Raw genomic sequence first — 16599 nt, 5'->3', positions numbered from 1 at the left:
ATGTGATTAAGTTCTTTGAATCAAAATATCTTTTTAATAGTTATTGAAATGATAATATGCGAGGAGAAGTGTGTCAATGTTGAGACAAGTTTAAGATTACCTCTAATATTGTAGGTGAAGAAAGATGAATTGAGTTATTTCTAAATAACTCAATTCAAATAAAAGCCACTAGGCCAATGACAATTACGCTTACTGGCTCTAAAGTTGTTAAAAATACTGAGTAAACTCATCCATACTGTTAAATGTCATCTCTTTATAAATCTGGATAACATAGGACTGAATGTTCCATAAAGTCCACGTATTTGTTCAACTGTGCCAGAAATTTTATCAAAATCAATCTTTCCTTCAGATGTTTGGAACATGGATAACAAACTTGGATGACTTTCATTTTTTTGTTGATGATTCAATTGTTTTGGTGGTTGGATTAAAGAATGAGATCTAAATGACCGGGATGGTCTTGATGATTTAGGCAGACCAGGTGATCGCTGCGGACCGAGAGAAAACATACGCATAAAACCTCCTTCATTTATTCTCTGTTATATATTATTCGTCGCATTGATTCTATGAAAAGGTAGGTGCCCTATAAATAGGGTTAATTGAAAATAAGTTTAAACGGATTGTTCCACTCCTTTTTAAAAAACATACAATATAGATAGGAGTGTATGGAGGTGGTGGCATGAGCGTTATTCGTACAGATAAATGGCTGGAATCTTGGAATAGCCCTTTGAAAATATGTAAGAAATTAGAAAAGAATTTTATGGGCTTTTCTTCAAATGAAATTTATCAACACTTAGCAATGCATGGCATGTACGAAAATCCATTAGAGGGAGTGGAAAGGTTAATAGAAAAATTGCGAGAGAATAACATATGGAAAACAGTAAGAAAATGTGAATTAGAGTTAAAGAAAAAGTGGGATGGACCTGACGTACCTATTTTCATTTTTCCAGCAGACCCAAAAAAACGCGGTCTCCATCGAAACTTTAACGGTAAATCGGGGTTAGCTTTCGCTGATAAGTTATTTCTATTTGTTTCGCCACACAACTCGGAAAGTGAAATTCATGCTTTATTTACGCATGAATACAATCATACGTGTCGCTTAACGAAATATGAAAAAGATGAAGATGACTATGTGTTGTTAGATACGATAATTCTTGAGGGCTTAGCTGAAACTGCAGTACTAGAACAATTAGGAGAAAAATGCACAGCGAAATGGACAACATATTATTCTAATGATGAACTCAAGAAAATGTGGCAACGGTTTATTTTGCCAGGAAGTCGACTTCCAAAACACCACCATAGACATCAAATAATATTGTATGGGAGGTCTTTTTACCCAAAAATGGCGGGTTATGCTGTTGGTTATTACTTGGTCAAGAAATATCTGGAGAAAAATGATCTGAAATCAAAAGAGCTGCTTGCTATTTCTTCTGAGGAAATAGCTCAAATTAAGGAGTAGTTTGAGTTAATCAATAGGTGACAACCCATTTGTTAAATTAACGTTTAATAATCCTCCCAAAGTTGAGCATTTAACATATATTGATAGTGAGTAAAGGACCTAAGGAGGTGCCATGTTGCATGAGTGAAACAAAAGGGAAAGAGGGTTACAGTGGAGGTTTTGCTTTTGTAGTCGTACTGTTTATTCTACTAATTATTGTAGGTTCATCTTATGTGGGTGGATTCAGATATTAATCAGTGAAGTAAAATATTTAAGGTGCTTTTACATCTAGTAATATAAGGGAGGTTACTGTATGTCTGGAAATCAATTTGGATGCTGTTGTGGTGGGTATAGTTATGCAGAGCCAGTTACTAGACCAGCGTTTGGTTTTGGCAGAGGTTTTTCTTTGATTGTTGTATTGTTCATTTTGCTCATTATCGTCGGTGCAGCAATTTGTTAATATGATAAGTTTTATTTCTTCTCAAAACTAATTAGTTGATCGGCAACAACACCTTTTGTTATGAAACTAATAATAAGCGGAGGTGTTATTTTATGTACATTAAATCTAGAAAAATACTAATTATGGTAAGAACGGCTATGGAAAAGATAAAAATCAACAATATAAACGATAATTTTTAAAGTATCGAGTACATTAAGTGTCATATTTTGTTCGCTTGTTGTCGATTCATAATAGTGCTACTATCTAATTAATTTAGGGAGTCGATAAAATGGCTAATATTTTTAACACCTCTCATTGTTATTAGTATACTATTTAACGATGAGAGGTGTTTTTCATTTTTAACTTTCCTTGATAAAAGAAGAAAACGAACTAACGTATATTCATTTCAGATGGTACAGAATTATGACGTTCGCCACGATCCAGTTCAGCAATTCTTTCCATATCTGAATCAGTAAGTTCAAAATCAAACACATCTAGATTCTCCTTCATGCGTGAAGGAGTAACAGTTTTCGGTATAATGACAACATCTGACTGTAGATGCCAGCGCAATATCACTTGTGCGGGTGTTTTATCGTATTGTTTGGCAATCTGTTTTATAACAGGATCTTCGAGAACTTTAGTTCCATTCATAAGTGGACTGTACGCTTCAAGTACAATGTCGTGTTTATGGCAAAAATCTTTAAGTTCTTTTTGTTGGAGATATGGGTGACATTCAACTTGGTTGACTGCGGGAACAATATCACATTCATCCATTAGACGTTCTAGATGCTCAATATCAAAATTACAAACCCCAATTGATTTTGTACGGCCATCTTTATATAACTTTTCCAAAGCTTTATACGTGTCGACATATTCATCGTATTCCGGAGTAGGCCAATGAATAAGGTATAAATCTACATAGTCGAGTCCTAACTTTTCAATACTTTTGTTAAATGCTTTTAATGTGTTGTCGTAACCTTGATCAGCATTCCAGACTTTAGTTGTAATGAAAAGTTCTTCACGCGGAATACTACTATTCGCTAATGCTTCTCCAACACCTTGCTCATTTCCATATACCTTTGCCGTATCAATGAGGCGATAGCCAGTATCTAAAGCATGTTCAACTGCTTCTGTTGCTTCTTCATTAGGAACCTTCCAAACTCCATAACCAAGTTGAGGGATATGTAAGTTATTATTTAATGTTTTGAAAACCATATTAACGCTTCCTTTCTTTGATATTTAATTATAATCATAGCTTATCTTAAGCATGGAAGAAAGACATTAATGCATCTTTTGTTCACATTATTATACAAAGGCATCTATTGATTTGTTATAATACTTTTGGAGGTGCTTGTCGTTGTCTGAGTTGCAATTTTACATTCGTCATCAAACGAATTTTTTACAAAATAAATTTATTCTCGTATTTAAAAGTGACCAAGCTCGGAAGTATTTTCAAAACACATTACCGGGCAGTCATTTTGAAAAGGTAAGTAGCGAGATAGCTGAAAATGCTGCAAGAATAGGTATCGATGGAAAAACTGTACCGTATGGTTACACGCTAAAGCTAACGAAAGATGAAATGACTCAACTAAGTACTGCAAATTGGGAAGTGACGGCACGACTGCTTGCTGAAGGAAATGAACGGTTATACAGGCAAGCCAAGCAAAAGCAGGCAGGAGGCATGAAAGAATGAAAAAGTTAATCATCGATGGTTTTGAGTTAAATCAAGATGATATAAAAGAATTACTAAGTGAACTTAAAGATGAAGGTGTGAAGTCGGAAAAGGACTTGGAACGTTATTTTAAAGGCCACAAGTACATGAAAAACGATTCGATAAGAAGTCACCTTTTATTAAGTCCTACCCAGAAGAAAAGGAACTTTGCTATTCCATTTGATGAAGACAAAGAAGAATAGTGATTCAAAAAAACTCATCTTAAGATGGGTTTTAATTTTTACATTTAACACGTTACCTCTTAACCTATTTAAACCACCTCATCTGATTTTTCCCCTTAAACAGACATAAAAAATAAAATATTAAAATAAGATTAAATTGTGTTAAAGTAAAAATACGTAAAATGAACGGATGATGTGCAGCTATGTATTGATTTCGGTAAGATTATCGCCTAGTTGTCTATCTTTTGAGACATATTGAAATAACCTAGGAGCTTTGAATATGACCAATTTTAAAATAACAAATAAATTAATAAAGAAGTTTAATGTTCCTGAGTTTTCTTTTATTGTGGAAGCTTCAAATGTATTGGCGTTGTATAGCGATACAGATTTGCAAGCTGAACTTATAAATGGTTTACAATCTAGTAGACGAGCCATGATTTTTGACTGGCATGATGGATTATATGAACGATTAACGGTTGAAGATAATGTAAGTTTTTATCACAAATGGTTTGCTTGTAAGTTTCCTTTCGCCGAGGTATTGGTATTATTCCAGCTGCAAAGCTGTGCAAAAAAGCATTTACATAAATGTACACCATCTGAAATTCGCCGCGTTTATTATGCTAAATATTTTATGAGCAGTTCGAATGTGCCACTTGTCTTTTTAGAGCCAGTACATGGCGTGGATATTACAACAATCAATACATTTTTAAATATGATCAAAAAACTACAGGACATCGGGGCTCCTGTTCTTGTTTTAGTAACTAATCTTGAACATGCATTATTAATTGGAGATCAAGCCTATAGAGTGGATAAAAAGGGGCTTCATCATATCGAGTTAGAAACAGATAAAGAAGAGATTCCTGAGGTGCAAGCGGCATCTCCATCTATAGCCAATTTATACAAAGTGCCGGCGAAAGTGGACGATAAAGTCATTCTGTTTGACCCAACAGAAATAGATTATATCGAAAGCCAGGAAGGAAAAGCTCAAATCGTTATCAATAATGAATCTTTTGCACTGGATTCAACACTCGCTGAAATTGAAAAGAAATTAGAGGTCTATGGTTTTTTCCGTTGTCATCGTTCCTATATTGTAAATCTGCAAAAAGTGAGAGAAATTATTACTTGGTCCAAGAATACATATTCACTTAAAATCGATAATCAAGTTGAGTCAACTATTCCATTATCTCGAACAAAAATACAGGAAATTCAGGGGATTTTCAACCTGAAATAAGTACATTTCAACTATTTTTAAGTACATCTCGCCTTGATATGACTGAGTTTAAGTGAAAAGTAATGTAATATATGAATTGTTAAAAGAAAGGGAGGTGAGGAAGTTGAAACATGCCATTCAGGTAAAAAAGTTACGTAAAGAATTTAATAAAAAAGCGGCTCTTGAGGATGTTGATTTTGAAGTTTATCAAGGAGAAATTTTTGGATTGCTCGGTCCGAGTGGCTCGGGAAAAACGACGACGATTAAAATTTTAACAGGTGAGTTGAAAAAAACATCTGGGAATGTGAGTGTACTGGATATGAAACCAGATTTATTCACATCATCTGACTTCAAATCACAAATTGGTATCTTATCAGATAATAGCACACTATATGAGCGACTGACTGTTTATGATAACTTAAAGTTATTTTGTAAGTTATATAATGCTCCATTACAACAAATTGACGAGGTTTTAATTCAAGTTAATTTAAAGAACGATAGTAAAAAGGTTGTTTCAAAATTATCAAAAGGAATGAAACAACGTGTATTACTGGCTAAAGCACTTATTCATAAACCGAAACTTATCTTTTTAGATGAGCCTACGTCGGCCCTTGATCCGGGGAATATGGCTCATATTCATCAAGGGTTACGAGCTTTAAATAAAGCTGGTACAACGATCTTTTTAACTACACATAATATGGAAGAAGCAACTGAGCTCTGTGATCGGGTGGCCTTTTTGCATAAAGGACAGATTCAGGAGCTAGATAAACCTGACGATTTACGCTATAAGTATTCAAACAATACTTTTCACATCGAGACATTTAGTGGAGAAAAATTGGAAATTGAAAATGTACCAGAAAACGCGGAACAAATAAAAGAACTGATTATCGAAGGATCTGTGAAAAGAATGTACACGGATAACCCGACATTAGGACAGATTTTCTTAAAAGTGACTGGAAGGGAGCTAGTATAATGAATTTTCAACGAATAAATGCGATTTTTGAAAAAGACATGAAAGACTTTATGAAAAATACGATGCTACTTTTCATGCCAGTTACTCCAATCCTTCTAGCAGCACTATATAGTCAGATGAGTATGGGAGAAGGCGATGGAATGCCTATCTCTTTAGTTTATTTAGTGGTGGGCGTTGTTTTCTCTACAACAACATCTGGTCTTATCATGATAATGATGGCTGAAGAAAATGAAAAAATGACACTTCGGGGTCTCATTATGTCACCGGCTTCATTTTGGGATATTATAATTGGGAAAAGTCTCGTAACTGCATTATTAACCTTAGTAACTTTAATTATTTCATTACTATTTACTGATATTGAACATTTTTTCAATATTAAAGCAATGACAGGCTTAATACTTTTATTTCTGTTCTTCTTGTTTCTAGGTATGGGAGTGGGTCTATTTGTAAAGTCAGTGGGAATCACTAGTGCTTATTTATTGCCAATTATGTTCTTGTTTGGCTTTACACCGATGTTTGAAGCTTTCAATCTTGCCGATACAGCCATGAAGGTAGCGGAGACCTTTCCAATTATACAATTGCTCAAAATGCACGAAGACAATTCCTGGGCACCTTTAGGTGTTGTCAGTTTATGGGTGATTGGCGCAGCTTTATTTGCTTATATTTGCTTTATTAGAACGAGACGGGATGATTAACAATGCTTTTGAGTAGTTGATATATTGCAAAGTAGCAGATTGATTGTGTAATAAGAAGAGAAAATAGAAGTTTTGGAGTGTGTTTATCGCGGGTTAACAAACTGAGAACGTTTAAAGAATGAGGTTTCAATTTATGGATGCCTGTCGTCTAAAATGATAGCATACCAATCTACAAGCTTTATATTGATGACAGGCATCCTATTATTTTGTAGGAAATTAATGTGTGAAGAGTTCTGAGAAGTATTTTTCATTAGTATTGAATGCAATCTTTTAGAGGCTATTGGTGATTAAATCGTCTTGCTAATATGTCCTAATTCCCGCTCATGTTCATTATATTTTTCCCAAAGAAGGTCATTATCTACTTTCATAAACTGCATTTCCTTCATATCTTTATGCCTGTTCTCAGCGTCCGTGTTTAAAGAAGTTAGTTCATTTTGAAAAATGATTGCTCCTCTTTCATAGTAGTTTGCTCTTCTCTCATGCTTCCAACTGTCTTAATTAAAGATGTTAACATATCTTCCATTCTATCTAATTGCTGCTTCTGTTGACTCATTATGTTCACCTCCTTTTAATTATTATAGCCGATATAATAAGGAAAGATTATGAGTAATTTGTCGTTATAAATATTTTAGATTTGCTGGGTTCTAACCAGTCTTATGAAAAAAACGTAGCTCCAAGCGGGGGAAGAGATAACTTCCTGAGAAATATAGCATATATCCTTACAAGAATTGCTATAAACTATGTATAGTAGGAGTGGGACATATAGGAAGGATGGCTTTTATGGAAACAAGAGAGAAAAAGGAATATGTCAATTGGAGAAAATTTATTGACTTAGTAAAGCAAACAAAACCCTCATTATGGATGATAGCTATTGCTGTGACGATGAGTTTAATTACGACCGCAGTAGGGTTGCTTATTCCGTTGTTCACAAGAAACTTAGTTGATCACTTTTCAATGGCGTCTTTGAAAACATCAACCGTTTTACTGCTCGTAATAGCTTTTATTTTACAAGCTATAGCAGGTGGGCTATCAATTTATCTACTGAATTATGTTGGTCAGAATGTTGTTTCGCAACTAAGAAAGCGTCTCTGGAAAAAATTCCTCTTACTACCGGTTCCATTTTATGATAAAAATCGATCCGGAGAAATGATCAGTCGCATGACGAACGATACGGCTATTATTAGAGGTTTGATCACTGACCACCTCACGAGCTTTTTCACAGGAATAATTTCTATCATCGGCTCAGTTATCATTTTACTTATTTTAGATTGGCAAATGACGTTAATCATGCTCATTGCCGCCCCGCTAACCTTAGCTATCTTATTTCCACTTGGTGGGCAAATGCATAAAATTTCAAAAGGATTGCAGGATGAAACAGCAAAGTTCACCGCTCTCATTAGCCAAGTATTATCTGAAATCAGGCTTGTAAAATCGTCAAATGCGGAAACCCCAGAATATAAAAGTGGAAAGAAAGGCATTAATAAGTTATTTAGTTTCGGTGTACGAGAGGGGAAAATTCAAGCGTTAATCAGCCCACTTGTTTCCTTTGTATTAATGCTTTTACTTGTCGTCATTATTGGATATGGAGGTATGCGTGTTTCGACTGGCGTTCTTTCAGCAGGAGATTTGGTAGCATTTATTTTATATTTATTCCAAATCATTCTACCAATGGCGCAGTTCGCAACTTTTTTTACCCAATTACAAAAAGCTAAGGGAGCGACTGAACGTATTATAACAACCTTAGAAGAGAATGAAGAAGACTTAGAGGGTGGTATAATAGTGAACGATTTTGCTCACCCTTTAGTATTTAACGATATATCATTTGGCTATGAAAAAAGCGAAATGCTCCTTAAAGGAATAGAATTTTCAGTTGAGCATGGTAAGGTTACTGCAATTGTTGGACCGAGTGGCGCCGGAAAAACGACCATTTTTTCATTAATACAGCGATATTATACTCCAACGGAAGGGATTATTAGTTTAAAAAATCAATCGATTAGCGACTTTTCGCTCTATTCATGGCGGAGTCAAATAGGATATGTATCACAGGAGAGCCCAATTATTGCCGGAACAGTTCGTGAAAATATAACTTATGGTTTGAATGATGATATAAGTGAGGATGCCGTTATCGAAGCAGCTAAATTAGCCTACGCAGATCAGTTTATTGAAGAACTTTCAAATGGCTATAAAACAGAAGTTGGGGAAAGAGGTATCAAGCTTTCAGGAGGACAACGTCAGCGTATTGGAATTGCACGTGCATTACTTAGAGATCCAAAAATACTGATGCTCGATGAAGCAACGTCAAGCCTTGACTCTAAATCAGAGATTATCGTTCAAAAGGCATTAAAGAACCTTATGAAAGGACGCACGACACTTGTGATTGCCCACCGGTTATCCACCGTTGTGGAAGCGGACCAAATTTTGTTTCTTGATAAAGGCTTAATCACAGGAAGTGGTACGCATAAAGAACTCTTTGACCAACACGAAAAATACCGTGAATTTGCAATGCAACAATTGAAAATGCCAGAAGGTTAAATAGTAGACGTGTCTTATAATAAAACGCCAGTTCAGCTTCAAATATTGAACTGGCGTTTTATGAAAATTGCACTACCTTGATTGAGAATTTTAAAGCCCCATTATATGGTAACCGGAATCTACATGTAAGACTTCGCCTGTAACCCCGCGAGCAAGATCACTGACAAGAAACATGGTTGCGTCGCCTACTTGATCTTGATCTACATGACGTCTTAGAGGTGCTTTTTCTTCAATTGTTTGGTTAATCTCATTAAAGCCAGAAACCCCTTTGGCAGATAGCGTTCTAATTGGACCGGCTGATACAGCATTCACACGAATATCGTATTTACCCAAATCCTCTGCTAAGTATCTGACACTTGCTTCTAAGGATGCCTTTGCCACACCCATAACATTATAGTTTTTCACAACACGTTCAGCACCTATGTATGTTTGTGTAACAATGCTTCCACCCTCAGTCATCAAATCCTTTGCTGCACGTGAAACAGCAGCAAGTGAGAAGGCGCTAATTTCTTGGGCTAAAAGGAATCCTTCTCTGGATGTGTCCGCAAATTCTCCTTGTAACTCATCACGATTGGCAAAAGCTATAGCATGTATGACACCATGAATAACACCAACTTTTTCCTTAATTTCACTAAAAGCTTCATTAATACTTTCGTCGCTAGCAACGTCACATGACACAATAAGTTCTGCCTCTATGTTATTCTTCTCTAGAAGTTTCGTTAATTTCTTATAGGAGCGCTCTTGTCTATTGGTGAATATTAAATTCGCCCCGGCATTATGTAAGGATTTTGTAATCCCCCAAGCAATACTACGTTCGTTGGCAACTCCCATCACAACCACATTTTTTCCTTTTAATAACTCTGACATGATTGCACCTCCATAAATAGCTCTTTCTTTTTCATTATACATAACAAGTTATTTGAAAGAAATAAAATTCAAATTTAATGTATATTTTTCTGTATTATTACGTGAATAAGTTTTTACTTCGTAATTATTTATAATAATAAAAGCGGTAATAAATTACGGGAGTATCTATATAATGACAATAAAAGTCCAAACCTATTTTTACGAATTTTATATAATTTTAATTGATTTTAAAATTTCTTAAAATTAAGTTGAATATTTATAAAGCTATTGCTATACTTTTGAAATAAGGGGGTAAACTATGTCGGATGTTCTGCTGCAACTTAATAATTTGCATACACATTTCTTAACAGATAAAGAAGAAGTTCCTGCTGTGAATGGGATTGATTTAAGTGTACATAAAGGTGAAATTGTCGGAATTGTTGGTGAGTCAGGTTCTGGAAAAAGTGTTACATCTTTATCAGTTATGAAACTAGTACCCAGTCCGCCTGGTAAAATTGTAGAAGGTGAAATTAATTTCAAAGGCGAAAATCTTGTAAAGGTTTCAGAAAAAAGAATGAGAGACATACGTGGTAATGAGATTGCTATGATATTTCAGGATCCAATGACATCATTAGATCCTTTATATACTATTGGTAACCAATTAGTGGAAGGTATTAGGTTACATAAAAAAACTTTGAAAAAAGAAGCGTACAATCAATCAATTGATTTGCTAAAACAAGTCGGAATTCCAAGAGCGGATGAGGTCGTTGACGAGTATCCGCATCAGCTATCTGGTGGGATGCGACAAAGAGTTATGATAGCGATGGCGATGTCTTGTGAACCCGAATTGTTAATAGCAGATGAGCCAACAACAGCCCTTGACGTGACGATTCAAGCGCAAATATTAGATCTAATGATCCAATTAAATAAAAAGAAAAATACAGCCATTTTACTTATTACTCATGATTTAGGTGTTGTATCAGAAGTGTGTGACCGCGTTGTTGTCATGTATTCTGGACAACTTGTTGAAGAGGGAACAAAGCGAGAGGTGTTGAAGGATCCTCAACATCCCTATTCACAAGGTCTCATTCGATCATTACCTAATATTAAAGAAAGAGACCAAAAATTATACTCTATCCCTGGGACTGTTAAACAACCTAAATTGGGAGAAGTAGGTTGTAAGTTTGCACCACGTTGTGAGTTTGCATTTGATCGATGTTTTAAGGAAAACCCTGAATTATATTCATTAGGGGATAGTGGTCGAAAAAGTCGATGTTTCCTACATGACAACAAAGAAGGGGATGTAGCAAAAGATGCAGCAACAACTCTTAGAAGTTAATGGTTTGAAAAAATACTTTGATATTAAAGGAGGTGTTTTTGGTCGAAAGGTAGGCGAGGTTAAAGCGGTTGATGGAATCTCCTTTGATGTACAAAACGGTGAAACATTAGGAATTGTAGGGGAATCTGGGTGTGGAAAATCTACAACGGGGAAATCAATTTTACGATTGATTGAACCTACAGAAGGTGAAGTTAAATTTGAGGGACAAGATTTATTAAGCTTAAGTCCAGAACAAATGAGGAAAATGCGCCGAGATATTCAAATTATTTTCCAAGACCCATACGCATCATTAAACCCAAGACATACTGTTGAAAAAATAATTGGCGAGCCGTTATTGGTTTATGGAATGAAATCAGCAAAAGAACGTAAAGAACGTATAAAAGAATTACTTGAGGTAGTTGGTTTACAACCACACCACGCCTCAAGATATTCACACCAATTTAGTGGTGGCCAACGCCAACGGATAGGAATAGCACGTGCCCTAGCTAATAATCCCAAATTAATAATTTGTGATGAGCCGGTTTCTGCTTTGGATGTTTCTGTTCAATCCCAAATATTAAATCTAATGGAAGACTTACAGAAAAAGTTCAATTTAACTTATATTTTTATTGCTCACGATTTAAGCGTTGTCAAGCACATTAGCGATAGAATTGGAGTTATGTATTTAGGGAAAATGGTTGAGTTGGCGGACAAAGAAATGTTGTATGATGATCCAAAACATCCTTATACACAGGCACTGCTCTCGGCTATACCAAATCCAGACCCAGATGAAATAAAAGATAGAATAATTTTAAAAGGTGATGTTCCAAGTCCTTCAAACCCACCAAAAGGTTGTCCATTTAATACAAGATGTCCAAAAGCAATGAATGTTTGTAGGGAAATAACTCCAAATTTTCAAGAAGTTGAAGAGAACCATTTCGTGGCATGTCACCTTTATGAATAAAGAAGTCAATGCTTTAATCTAGCATTCATGAGAATTAACACAAGGGGGAATCTAATATGAGGAAAAAATTTTCACTATTTACAATGTTCATTATTGTTGTGTTGCTTGCAGCATGTGGAGGGGATGACGAGAAGACGAGTAAAGGGGAAGGGAGTACAACTGGCGATGATGAACAGACATTAATTTACGCACGTGGTGGGGATTCAACAAGTCTAGATTTTGCAAGTACATCAGATGGTGAGTCATCTCGTGTCACAAGGAATATTTTTGAAAGTCTTGTCACATATGATAAAGATTCATTTGAAATTGTCCCTGCACTCGCCCAGGACTGGGATATTTCAGAGGATGGTAAAATATATACTTTTTATTTAGAAGAAAACGTTAAGTTTCATGATGGAACTGATTTTAATGCAGATGCAGTTAAATTAAACTTTGAACGTTGGTCAGATCCAGATCATGAATATGCTTTTTTAGATGAAGGATATGTTTATGCACTTTATGAATCTTTATTCGGTGGATATCAAGGAGATGAGGGGCATGTTATTGATGAAATAAATGTTATTGATGATTATGAAATTGAATTTGTATTAAAAGAGCCACTAGGCCCTTTCTTACAAAATCTAGGGTCACATTACTTTGCGATAACCTCTCCGGCGGCTCTTGAGGAATACGGGCCAGACATTGATGAAAATCCGGTTGGGACAGGACCATTTAAGTTTGTTAGTTGGAGTAAAGATGAACAAATCGTATTGGAAAAGTTTGAAGATTATAGAAAAGACGGTTTACCAAAATTAGACAAAGTTATTTACGAAGTAATTCCCGATAATGCTGCGCGTTTAATTGCACTACGTTCAGGAGAAGTAGATATTATTGACGATGTAAACCCTGATGAGGGAGAGAATCTTGAAGCTGAAGATGGATTAGAACTATATGCTCGTGAAGCAAATAACGTTGGTTTCCTAGGTTTCCAAGTCGAAAAGGAACCATTGGATGATAAGTTAGTTCGTCAGGCTATTAGCCATGCAATTGATACTGAGGCACTTGTTGAAGCTTTATATTCTGGTTATGCAGAGGAAGGAACGAGCCTATTACCACCAGGATATCTTGGATATGATGAAACCCTTGAAGGCTATGAATTTGATCTTGATAAAGCAGAGGAATTGTTAGCTGAAGCGGGTTATGGAGATGGCGTTGACATTGAGTTCTGGGTGATGCCAGTATCTAGACCATATATGCCGGATCCTGAAAAAGTTGCCGAAATTATTCAAAATGATTTGGATAAAATTGGAGTGAATGCGGAGATTGTTAGAGAAGAGTGGGCTCCATATATTGAGAAGACGACAGATGGTGAGCATGAGATGTTCTTGCTCGGGTGGTCAGGTTCTAATGGTGACCCAGATTATTTCTTAACAAGTTTGTTGCATAGTGACAGTATAGGAGGAGAAAATCGCGCATTTTACTCTAATGAAGAAGTTGACAAATTATTGGATGAAGCGAAAGGTACTGTTGATGAAGATGAACGTGCTGACCTTTATGTAAAGGCACAAGAATTGATTCTTGAAGATGCTCCATCTGTTTTTATGGTTCACTCTACTCCACTTGTAGCTTCAAGAAGTGAAGTAAAGAACTTTATACCACATCCGTCTACGTCTGATCCTTTGGAGGAAGTAGAGCTGTCTGAGTAATTAATAAGGTGTAAAAGAGGATGGGACATAAGTATTTTAGTTAATGTAAAAGCGAACGTATTAAAGTATATTTCTTTTAATATACACTTTTAAAATCAGCGTAGGAAAAATACGTAGACTCCAGCAGGATGAAAAGCTTAGATGAGACCCCGCAGAGCGTAGCTCGAGGAGGCTCATCAGCGCCTGCGGAAAGCGAAGTATTTTTCCGAAGCGAATAACGCTCGCTTAAAATTGTTCGTCTTTTAATTACTAATACTTAATTTTGTCCCAGCCTCTTTATAGGTTTTACTTATTATTAACTAGAGCAGTTCTATTGTAAATTAAACACTAGTAATCATCATAGTCATGCTTTAGGCATTATATATTGTGGAAATATAAAATCGAGGTGGAACCATGTTTGCATACATCGTTAGACGACTCTTGTTGTTAATACCAGTCTTGATCGGTATGACAATTATTACTTTTGCGATTGTACATCTCATTCCAGGAAATCCTGCACAAGTAATACTAGGTGAAGCTGCAACACCCTCAGCGGTTGAAGACCTGGAAGAAAGGTTAGGTTTAAATGAGCCCTACCTTGTTCAATATGGGGTTTATGTCACAGACTTACTACAGGGTGATTTAGGAACTTCTTTAAAAACTAGAAGTGAAATTTCCGGGGAAATATATCCTCGCCTAGCTGCAACATTTGAATTAACCTTTTTTGCAATGATTTTTGCTGTGGTTATTGGTGTCAATGCGGGTATTATCAGTGCATGGAAACAAAATTCGTGGTTTGATATTCTTGCCATGATCGTTGCTTTGCTAGGCGTATCTATGCCTGTTTTTTGGCTTGCCTTAACGGAACAATGGATTTTTGCACAAGAACTTGACTGGCTTCCTGCGTTCGGTAGGCAGGAAAGTCGAGATCCCATAGAACCAATTACCCACTTGTTTGTTCTTGATTCTATTTTAAATGGAGATTTTTCTCGAGCGTTTACTGTCTTAAAGCATTTAGTTTTACCTGCTATTGCTTTAGGGACAATTCCGATGGCAATCATTGCTCGGATGACACGTTCTAGTATGTTAGAAGTGATGAAATCAGATTATATCCGTACAGTGCGTGCTAAGGGTGCTGGACAAGTGTTAGTTATTTATAAACACGCTCTTAAAAATGCAACCATACCAGTTATAACAGTTATAGGTCTCCAGTCTGGGGTTTTATTGGGAGGAGCAATTTTAACGGAAACAATTTTTAGTTGGCCAGGCATTGGACGCTATGTATTCGATGCTATTAATTATCGTGATTATCCAGTTGTTCAATCAGGTATTTTAATTATTGCCATTTTCTTTGTTTTAATCAATTTAATTGTCGACCTGTTGTACACATATATCGATCCAAGGATTAAATATTAAAGGGGGGGTAGACGATGAAAATAAAAGAAAAAGATGAAAATTTGATTTTAGCAACTAATAATAATTTGATTGTAGAAGATGATTCTAAACCCGAATCACCTGTGAAAGACTTCTTTAACCAGTTAAGAAAAAACCGCTTTGCTATGATTGGGATTATTATCATTATATTTTTTGTTTTATTAGGTTTATTCGCCCCCCTCTTAACCCCTTATGGATATAAGGAACAAGTTTTATCTGATCGACTACTACCACCTTCTTCTGAACACTTATTCGGTACGGACAACCTTGGAAGAGATATTTTTACGCGAATTGCATATGGTGCAAGACTTTCCTTACAAATTGGATTTTTTGCGGTTAGCGGTGCTTTGTTCTTTGGAACACTTTTAGGACTTATTGCTGGTTTTTATGGGCGTTGGATTGACATGGTCATTTCTCGTATATTTGATATTCTATTAGCGTTTCCTAGTATTTTACTGGCGATTTCAGTTGTTGCTATCCTAGGTGCATCACTTCAAAATGCACTAATTGCAATTGCAATTGTTAATGTGCCTATTTTTGGGAGACTTGTAAGATCTCAAGTCATTAGTTTACGTGAAGAAGAGTTTGTTATGGCGGCAAGAGCTCAAGGTTTGAAAAACGGGAGAATCATTTTTCATCATATTCTCCCTAATAGTTTAGCGCCAATTATTGTACAAAGTACACTGGGTTTCGGAACAGCAATCCTTGACGCGGCTGGACTTGGTTTCCTTGGGTTAGGTGCACAACCACCTGCACCAGAATGGGGAAAGATGCTTGCTGATTCACGGGAATTTATTCAAATAGCACCTTGGACTTTAATCATACCAGGGTTAGCAATTATGCTTGTGGTTCTTGGTTTTAATTTAATTGGTGATGGTTTAAGAGATATTCTTGACCCTAAGATGAAAAATTAGCATATGTATTAAAATAATTACCTTGAAACCCTCGAGTATATGAACTCGGGGGTTTTGAGTTTATTCATGTTCAGATAGAAATTACATGTATATAAAGTAGTAGATTTTAGTTGCTAAAGATTTCAGGCTACAACTAATATTCCAGGCATTAAATACTAGATGTTAAAACATTATGATAGGAGGTTATCACTGTTTTTTGAAAATTTAATGAATTTAATCACCAACTTTGTTACAATACTATCAAACAAAACCAGACATCTATGAGCCTACTAACGAAGGGGA

The 16599-nt window shown here is 35.7% G+C and carries 18 protein-coding genes; 14 read left to right on the top strand and 4 right to left on the bottom strand.

Annotated elements, in window-relative coordinates; translation table 11 throughout:
- Nucleotides 1–245 precede the first annotated feature (245 nt).
- Nucleotides 246–506: a YppG family protein gene (locus KQI49_RS08615; RefSeq protein WP_216488056.1), complete on the bottom strand. Its 261-nt coding sequence runs from the start codon at nucleotides 504–506 to the stop codon at nucleotides 246–248.
- A gap of 170 nt (nucleotides 507–676) precedes the next feature.
- Here KQI49_RS08615 and KQI49_RS08610 point away from each other — a divergent pair, with 170 nt between their 5' ends.
- The 3 genes from KQI49_RS08610 (at nucleotide 677) to KQI49_RS08600 (ending at nucleotide 1895) form a co-directional block, all read left to right on the top strand.
- Nucleotides 677–1456: a DUF2268 domain-containing putative Zn-dependent protease gene (locus tag KQI49_RS08610; protein ID WP_216488054.1), complete on the top strand. Its 780-nt coding sequence runs from the start codon at nucleotides 677–679 to the stop codon at nucleotides 1454–1456.
- A 119-nt stretch (nucleotides 1457–1575) separates the two neighbouring features.
- A complete protein-coding gene (locus KQI49_RS08605; protein ID WP_216488052.1) occupies nucleotides 1576–1689 on the top strand; it encodes a YjcZ family sporulation protein in 114 nt (37 codons plus the stop codon).
- 59 nt (nucleotides 1690–1748) lie between these two features.
- A complete protein-coding gene (locus KQI49_RS08600; RefSeq protein ID WP_216488050.1) occupies nucleotides 1749–1895 on the top strand; it encodes a YjcZ family sporulation protein in 147 nt (48 codons plus the stop codon).
- Nucleotides 1896–2264: 369 nt separating this feature from the next.
- Here the strand turns inward: KQI49_RS08600 and KQI49_RS08595 are convergent, their stop codons facing one another.
- Nucleotides 2265–3089: an aldo/keto reductase gene (locus KQI49_RS08595; RefSeq protein WP_216488049.1), complete on the bottom strand. Its 825-nt coding sequence runs from the start codon at nucleotides 3087–3089 to the stop codon at nucleotides 2265–2267.
- Between the two features lie 142 nt (nucleotides 3090–3231).
- Here KQI49_RS08595 and KQI49_RS08590 point away from each other — a divergent pair, with 142 nt between their 5' ends.
- From KQI49_RS08590 to KQI49_RS08570, 5 genes are all read left to right on the top strand, one after another.
- Nucleotides 3232–3567 (top strand): hypothetical protein, encoded by a 336-nt coding sequence (locus KQI49_RS08590; RefSeq protein WP_216488047.1) that lies wholly within the window; start codon nucleotides 3232–3234, stop codon nucleotides 3565–3567.
- Nucleotides 3564–3788 (top strand): hypothetical protein, encoded by a 225-nt coding sequence (locus KQI49_RS08585; protein WP_216488045.1) that lies wholly within the window; start codon nucleotides 3564–3566, stop codon nucleotides 3786–3788. Before KQI49_RS08590 ends, KQI49_RS08585 begins: the two co-directional genes overlap by 4 nt.
- 259 nt (nucleotides 3789–4047) lie before the next feature.
- A complete protein-coding gene (locus KQI49_RS08580; protein ID WP_216488043.1) occupies nucleotides 4048–4998 on the top strand; it encodes a response regulator transcription factor in 951 nt (316 codons plus the stop codon).
- Nucleotides 4999–5101: 103 nt separating this feature from the next.
- Nucleotides 5102–5950 carry an ABC transporter ATP-binding protein gene (locus KQI49_RS08575; RefSeq protein WP_216488041.1) on the top strand — a complete coding sequence of 283 codons (849 nt, stop codon included), beginning with the start codon at nucleotides 5102–5104 and terminating at the stop codon, nucleotides 5948–5950.
- Nucleotides 5950–6645, top strand: a complete 696-nt coding sequence (locus tag KQI49_RS08570; RefSeq protein ID WP_216488040.1) for an ABC transporter permease — start codon at nucleotides 5950–5952, stop codon at nucleotides 6643–6645. Before KQI49_RS08575 ends, KQI49_RS08570 begins: the two co-directional genes overlap by 1 nt.
- A gap of 424 nt (nucleotides 6646–7069) precedes the next feature.
- Here the strand turns inward: KQI49_RS08570 and KQI49_RS18745 are convergent, their stop codons facing one another.
- Nucleotides 7070–7198 carry a hypothetical protein gene (locus KQI49_RS18745; protein ID WP_256438997.1) on the bottom strand — a complete coding sequence of 43 codons (129 nt, stop codon included), beginning with the start codon at nucleotides 7196–7198 and terminating at the stop codon, nucleotides 7070–7072.
- A gap of 218 nt (nucleotides 7199–7416) precedes the next feature.
- Between KQI49_RS18745 and KQI49_RS08565 the strand changes: the two genes are divergently transcribed.
- A complete protein-coding gene (locus KQI49_RS08565; RefSeq protein WP_371817538.1) occupies nucleotides 7417–9177 on the top strand; it encodes an ABC transporter ATP-binding protein in 1761 nt (586 codons plus the stop codon).
- Between the two features lie 90 nt (nucleotides 9178–9267).
- Here KQI49_RS08565 and fabI read toward each other — a convergent pair whose 3' ends face one another.
- A complete protein-coding gene (gene fabI / locus KQI49_RS08560) occupies nucleotides 9268–10044 on the bottom strand; it encodes an enoyl-ACP reductase FabI (RefSeq protein ID WP_216488036.1) in 777 nt (258 codons plus the stop codon).
- 298 nt (nucleotides 10045–10342) lie between these two features.
- Between fabI and KQI49_RS08555 the strand changes: the two genes are divergently transcribed.
- The 5 genes from KQI49_RS08555 (at nucleotide 10343) to KQI49_RS08535 (ending at nucleotide 16317) form a co-directional block, all read left to right on the top strand.
- Entirely contained in the window at nucleotides 10343–11362 is a 1020-nt protein-coding gene (locus tag KQI49_RS08555) for an ABC transporter ATP-binding protein (protein ID WP_216488035.1), read from the top strand.
- Nucleotides 11337–12305: an ABC transporter ATP-binding protein gene (locus KQI49_RS08550; RefSeq protein WP_216488034.1), complete on the top strand. Its 969-nt coding sequence runs from the start codon at nucleotides 11337–11339 to the stop codon at nucleotides 12303–12305. The genes KQI49_RS08555 and KQI49_RS08550 overlap by 26 nt, the downstream gene beginning before the upstream one ends.
- Nucleotides 12306–12361: 56 nt before the next feature.
- A complete protein-coding gene (locus KQI49_RS08545) occupies nucleotides 12362–13990 on the top strand; it encodes an ABC transporter substrate-binding protein (protein WP_216488027.1) in 1629 nt (542 codons plus the stop codon).
- Nucleotides 13991–14383: 393 nt separating this feature from the next.
- A complete protein-coding gene (locus KQI49_RS08540; RefSeq protein ID WP_216488026.1) occupies nucleotides 14384–15385 on the top strand; it encodes an ABC transporter permease in 1002 nt (333 codons plus the stop codon).
- Between the two features lie 14 nt (nucleotides 15386–15399).
- Nucleotides 15400–16317 carry an ABC transporter permease gene (locus KQI49_RS08535; RefSeq protein ID WP_216488025.1) on the top strand — a complete coding sequence of 306 codons (918 nt, stop codon included), beginning with the start codon at nucleotides 15400–15402 and terminating at the stop codon, nucleotides 16315–16317.
- Nucleotides 16318–16599 lie beyond the last annotated feature (282 nt).

Source organism: Virgibacillus sp. MSJ-26 (assembly GCF_018918075.1).
In the GTDB taxonomy this organism is placed as follows: domain Bacteria; phylum Bacillota; class Bacilli; order Bacillales; family Amphibacillaceae; genus MSJ-26.
This window is presented reverse-complemented; position numbering and strand designations above follow the sequence as displayed.

Excerpts from the sequence above, each read along its gene's own strand:
- KQI49_RS08615 (WP_216488056.1), bottom strand. The coding sequence starts at position 506 with ATGTTTTCTCTCGGTCCGCAGCGATCACCTGGTCTGCCTAAATCATCA.
- KQI49_RS08610 (WP_216488054.1), top strand. The coding sequence starts at position 677 with ATGAGCGTTATTCGTACAGATAAATGGCTGGAATCTTGGAATAGCCCT.
- KQI49_RS08605 (WP_216488052.1), top strand. The coding sequence starts at position 1,576 with ATGAGTGAAACAAAAGGGAAAGAGGGTTACAGTGGAGGTTTTGCTTTT.
- KQI49_RS08600 (WP_216488050.1), top strand. The coding sequence starts at position 1,749 with ATGTCTGGAAATCAATTTGGATGCTGTTGTGGTGGGTATAGTTATGCA.
- KQI49_RS08595 (WP_216488049.1), bottom strand. The coding sequence starts at position 3,089 with ATGGTTTTCAAAACATTAAATAATAACTTACATATCCCTCAACTTGGT.
- KQI49_RS08585 (WP_216488045.1), top strand. The coding sequence starts at position 3,564 with ATGAAAAAGTTAATCATCGATGGTTTTGAGTTAAATCAAGATGATATA.
- KQI49_RS08580 (WP_216488043.1), top strand. The coding sequence starts at position 4,048 with ATGACCAATTTTAAAATAACAAATAAATTAATAAAGAAGTTTAATGTT.
- KQI49_RS08570 (WP_216488040.1), top strand. The coding sequence starts at position 5,950 with ATGAATTTTCAACGAATAAATGCGATTTTTGAAAAAGACATGAAAGAC.
- KQI49_RS18745 (WP_256438997.1), bottom strand. The coding sequence starts at position 7,198 with ATGAGTCAACAGAAGCAGCAATTAGATAGAATGGAAGATATGTTAACA.
- KQI49_RS08565 (WP_371817538.1), top strand. The coding sequence starts at position 7,417 with ATGGCTTTTATGGAAACAAGAGAGAAAAAGGAATATGTCAATTGGAGA.
- fabI (WP_216488036.1), bottom strand. The coding sequence starts at position 10,044 with ATGTCAGAGTTATTAAAAGGAAAAAATGTGGTTGTGATGGGAGTTGCC.
- KQI49_RS08555 (WP_216488035.1), top strand. The coding sequence starts at position 10,343 with ATGTCGGATGTTCTGCTGCAACTTAATAATTTGCATACACATTTCTTA.
- KQI49_RS08550 (WP_216488034.1), top strand. The coding sequence starts at position 11,337 with ATGCAGCAACAACTCTTAGAAGTTAATGGTTTGAAAAAATACTTTGAT.
- KQI49_RS08545 (WP_216488027.1), top strand. The coding sequence starts at position 12,362 with ATGAGGAAAAAATTTTCACTATTTACAATGTTCATTATTGTTGTGTTG.
- KQI49_RS08540 (WP_216488026.1), top strand. The coding sequence starts at position 14,384 with ATGTTTGCATACATCGTTAGACGACTCTTGTTGTTAATACCAGTCTTG.
- KQI49_RS08535 (WP_216488025.1), top strand. The coding sequence starts at position 15,400 with ATGAAAATAAAAGAAAAAGATGAAAATTTGATTTTAGCAACTAATAAT.